Annotated in this window: 6 protein-coding genes; all 6 read left to right on the forward strand. The window is 41.7% G+C overall.

The features are described 5' to 3' along the window. The first annotated feature begins 151 nt into the window (after positions 1 to 151). Positions 152 to 541, forward strand: a complete 390-nt coding sequence (locus tag WB217_RS02765) for an OsmC family protein (protein WP_423990432.1) — start codon at positions 152 to 154, stop codon at positions 539 to 541. Between the two features lie 84 nt (positions 542 to 625). After that, positions 626 to 1687: a calcium/proton exchanger gene (cax, locus tag WB217_RS02770; RefSeq protein WP_423990434.1), complete on the forward strand. Its 1062-nt coding sequence runs from the start codon at positions 626 to 628 to the stop codon at positions 1685 to 1687. A gap of 99 nt (positions 1688 to 1786) precedes the next feature. Continuing rightward, complete coding sequence (locus tag WB217_RS02775; RefSeq protein WP_423990436.1) at positions 1787 to 2404, forward strand: YczE/YyaS/YitT family protein; 618 nt, start codon at positions 1787 to 1789, stop codon at positions 2402 to 2404. A gap of 87 nt (positions 2405 to 2491) precedes the next feature. Beyond that, positions 2492 to 3316 (forward strand): YfkD family protein, encoded by an 825-nt coding sequence (locus WB217_RS02780; protein WP_423990438.1) that lies wholly within the window; start codon positions 2492 to 2494, stop codon positions 3314 to 3316. A 235-nt stretch (positions 3317 to 3551) separates the two neighbouring features. Then, the gene (locus tag WB217_RS02785; RefSeq protein WP_423990440.1) at positions 3552 to 4325 is read left to right on the forward strand and encodes a YtxH domain-containing protein; all 774 of its coding nucleotides are present in this window, start codon (positions 3552 to 3554) and stop codon (positions 4323 to 4325) included. Between the two features lie 172 nt (positions 4326 to 4497). Beyond that, on the forward strand, positions 4498 to 4777 hold a 280-nt coding region (locus tag WB217_RS02790; protein WP_423990442.1), incomplete at its 3' end, for a gamma-glutamyltransferase.

Below are 4777 nucleotides of genomic sequence, written 5' to 3' on the forward strand. Positions count from 1 at the left end.
TCTTTAGATGTTATAGCTATAAAATTTCAAAGGCAATGTTTTTTTAGTTTAATTAAGGGAAAAAATAGTGTAATCTCTTTATGAGCAATTGCGGTAAATTTTTCTAATTTAAGTATTTCCGCTACGAATACATATAAAGGGTGATGGCGAGATGGAATTTAAAATGAAACCAGATGTTGGCTTTTACACGGAAGTTGGCTTTGGAAGGCTGGATGTTGCAGGTGATGACGAGTATGGATTCAGACCATACCAGCTGCTTGTCTCTTCGGTTGCGGTATGCAGCGGCGGCGTTCTGCGCAAGGTTTTGGAAAAAATGCGAATGGAAATAAAAGATATACATATTACAGCCGAGGCAGAACGAGTTAAAGAGGAAGCTGACAGGGTTAGTAAAATCAAGGTGCATTTCCGCATTGAAGGAAATAATCTTGATGAAAAGAAAATTGAAAAAGCAATGGTGCTGACAAGGAAAAACTGTTCCATGGTTCAATCCGTGATTGGCAGCATTGAAGTGGAAGAAACGTTTGAAATCGTTCGCGGGTAATTGTTTTATGCGCTTTATGATTCATTAGCGTGAGAGTACTTCGCGAGTACAAGAAATTTAAAAATGAATAGTGAGGATTGAATAATGGCAAATAAGATTTTTATGATTTTAGCATTTATCGGTTTCCCGTTGTCTGTCATCGGGACATTGATGCATTGGCCAAGTATCATGTTATTTATTGTATACTGCTTGACCATTATCGCTTTGGCGAGCTTCATGGGAAGAGCAACAGAAAGTTTGGCAATCGTAACTGGCCCGCGTATCGGCGGTTTGCTGAACGCGACTTTCGGAAATGCGGTAGAACTGATCATTTCTATTTTCGCCTTAAAAGCAGGTCTTGTAGGTGTGGTGCTGGCTTCTCTTGCAGGTTCTGTACTGGGCAACCTGCTGCTGGTAGCCGGACTTTCCTTCTTTGTTGGAGGATTAAAGTACAAACGCCAGCATTTCAATGTGTATGATGCAAGACACAACTCAGCACTTCTGATGTTTGCGGTAATCGTTGCATTCGTCGTTCCAGAAGTTTTTTCAATGCAAATGGATGAAACCGAAACGCTGAACCTGAGTGTAGGTGTATCGATTATATTGATTGCTCTTTATTTGGCGGCTCTTTTCTTCAAGCTTGTTACCCACCGCGGGGTATATCAGCATAATACTGAGGACGGGGCTTCGCACCATGATGAAGAACCAGAATGGGGCAAAGGCAAGGCAATCATGATTCTATTAGCAGCAACAGTTGCTGTCGCCTATGTAGCTGAAAATCTTGTCCACACTTTTGAAGCGGTCGGTGAGTCCTTCGGCTGGTCGGAATTGTTCATCGGGGTTATTATCGTTGCCATTGTTGGTAACGCTGCAGAGCACGCTTCAGCGATTATCATGGCCTATAAAAATAAAATGGATGTCGCAGTTGAAATCGCCGTTGGTTCTACATTGCAAGTAGCCATGTTCGTGGCTCCGCTGCTCGTACTGGTTTCTTTGTTATTTGAAACGAAAATGCCGCTTGTTTTCTCAATGCCTGAGATGATCTCCATGGCGGTATCAGTTCTGTTGATGATCAGTATTGCGAATGATGGAGAAACAAACTGGTTTGAGGGACTTACACTTCTAGGCGCATATGTTATAATGGGAATTGGATTTTACCTGCTTTAATATAATAGAAATAATGAACTCTGTTCTGAGAGGACAGGGTTCTTTTTTCGCTTTTTTATCCAGAATTCATGAATAGTTTCTTTAGAAGGAGATATAATAATGGCTTTTTTTTATCGGACTTTCTTTTTTATCATGGGGTTAATTGTTCTTTCTTTTGGAATATCAATGACCATTAAGGCTGGATTGGGGACAGGTGCCTGGGATGCCTTGAACGTTGGGCTTTCGGAAACAGTCGGACTTACACCAGGTAGCTGGGTCGTTATCGTTGGAATCATTTTAATCTTTGTTAATGCGGCTTTAGTAAAAAGAAGACCGGATGTTGCAGCCGTCATTACGCTGCTCATCACCGGAGTGTTAATCGATTTTTGGATTTTGCGAGTGTTTGACGAATTAATCGTGACAGGTTATGCAAAGCAATTTGCAGTATTTTTGCTTGGGATGGTAACCCTTAGTCTTGGCCTGGCCATTTACCTGCAGGCGAAATTTCCGCTGATTCCCATTGATAACTTTATGATGGCGTTAAGGGAAAGGTTTGGCCTCAACTTAATGGTAGCCAAAACGCTGGGTGAAGTAATTGCCCTGTCAGCGGCATTCATTTTTAATGGTCCGATTGGGATCGGTACGCTGGTGGTTACATTTGCGATCGGTCCGCTCATTCAATTTTTCTTCCCGTTCTTCGAAAAATTGTTAAACAAGCTCGTCTTGTCAGATAGATAAATTTTTAAACCTTGGATAAAGTGCAGCGACTCCGAAAACACTATGAACAAACGTATAAGTTTCTTGTAGTGAAAGGAGTTAAGCACCATGAAAAAAACAGCAGCTATCCTTGTTTTAACGATGGTTTTCATGATGTCCATTTTAACCCCTGGATTTGCTAAGGAAGGTAAGGCTCCTCAGCCAAAACAGGTGGAAAAAGCGAAGTATACGATACCTAACTCTGTTATGAACATCACAAAGGATAACACCTATCCTAATCCGACAGAGGATTTGCCGTTTCTTCAGCCAAGTGATCTGACGAAGACCTTGATTAAAACTTCAAAGGTGAAAATCGAAAACCCTGACTTAATCCGGATGCTTAATGAAACGACAATCAATAGCACACCGTTCGCCATTGGCTACCGGGCGATTGTTTACCTTGGCGAATGGCCTTTGACGTATGAGTCAACTGAAACATCGCCAAACTGGGAATTCCAGAAAATCAATACGAATTATTTTGACAATCGTGGCGGCAATGCAATTTATCAAATTCATTATGTACAGGAGCAGCAAAAGGTTGTTAAGGGCGGATTGACAGCGAAAATTAAGAATGCAGAGGATGTCCAGAAGATGATGCTGTTAAAAGCAGCCCAGAAAAGCGGACTACCGCTCGCGTTCGAAACAATTGTAGGTGGAGGAACGAAGAAAGACCATATCTACAACATCCAGCCTAAGAGACTTGGCTACCTGTACGCCTACGCGCCTGCCATCAATGAAAAAGGCAAGGTCACATATGGCGAGGTCTACCTGATGCTAAAAGGCAATAAGAAATTCATTGTTGTAAAAAATGTTGTTACTCAAGGAATTGGCGCTTGGATACCAGTCCAGGACCACGTAAGCTTCGGTTTTGTATCAAGCGAGAGACCAAGATAAGAACGATTGCCCACATAGTGGGCATTTATTTAAAGCCTGATCCTTTGCAAAAAGGGGTCAGGCTTTTTACATAAAGCAAATTCTTTAATTTATATGTATAATAAACACTTCTATATTATCGGTAATTTTTTCCTCTTGACAAAAGGTGGATATATTCTGTTTAACCATTGTCCTATCCGGGAAATAGATAGGCATAACAAAAAAACAATTATATTTTCTAAGGAGGAAATACATTATGTCACAGAATATCCTTTCAAATAACCAGAATTCAATGGACGATAACAATTCTAACTTCACTTCTTCAACGGAAAATGCTTATTACGATACGACTACAGGCACTACAACTTACGCGAGCACTACGAACAATGACTCATACGCCAACAACTCGGGTTACTCTAGCAGCTTCGCAAGTGATAGCTCATACTCAACTAGCTCGAACAGCAAGCTAATGAAGGGCGTTCTGATTGGCGCCACAATCGGCGGCGTATTGGCTATGCTCGATTCCAACACACGTTCTAAAGTGAAGGATACAGCAGTCAATGTAAAAGATACGTCAATGAATGTCATCAGCGAGGTGAAAAATAATCCTACTGATGTAAAAGAATCTATGATGAGCAGCTTCAAAGAAGCTTCAAGCATCTTGAAGGAAGCGATCAGCGATGCTCAAAACCTTTACCAGCGCTTGAATGAAGATGTGTTCAGCAAGATGGGTGATGTAAAATCATTATCCAATGAAGCATTGAACACAGCTTCAAAGGCTACTGAGGGATTAAAGGATATTGGTTCGAAAGTAAAGGAAGCAGGCACAACAGCAATGGATAACCCGGTGGTGAACTCTGCAGCTGGATCAACTTCATCCAGCAGCTCTTCAACAGTAAGCTCTACTAATGCTGCCGGTGCATATGCTACAGGAATGGACAGCCAGCCTGCTGACACACCAGGATTAGGCAATACTTCCAACACATTTGCGGTTTCCCCTGAAAAACAGAACAACGACAACAATCGCTAATCTTACTACACCATGCCAGCCCTGATTTAAGGGCTGGTTTTTTATATGTTTTTGCAAGAGTAAATCGTTCGACAAACCCGCAATCCCATTATTTTGCTTGTTTCTTAAGAGTGAGGAACGGGTAATTTACTCATACATACGTTAGAACAGATTCTATGGGAGGATTAATATTATGGGGAAAGATTTTAAAACTCGCTCTAACAGGAGTCTATATGATAGAGAAACAGCAACAGGAAAAATATCGATGGCCGCCTCGGCACATCCGGTCGCTACCGATGCAGGAGTAAAAATTCTTAAGGATGGCGGCAACGCAATTGATGCCGCGATCGCCATCCAATTTGGCTTGAATGTCGGGGAACCGATGATGACTGGCATTGGAGGCAGCGGCTTTTTCATGGTGTACCATGCCGAGAGCAAGACCGTAAAAATATTTGATGGTCATACACGAGCAC

The organism is Mesobacillus sp., from assembly GCF_049588175.1.
Taxonomy (GTDB): domain Bacteria; phylum Bacillota; class Bacilli; order Bacillales; family Cytobacillaceae; genus Mesobacillus.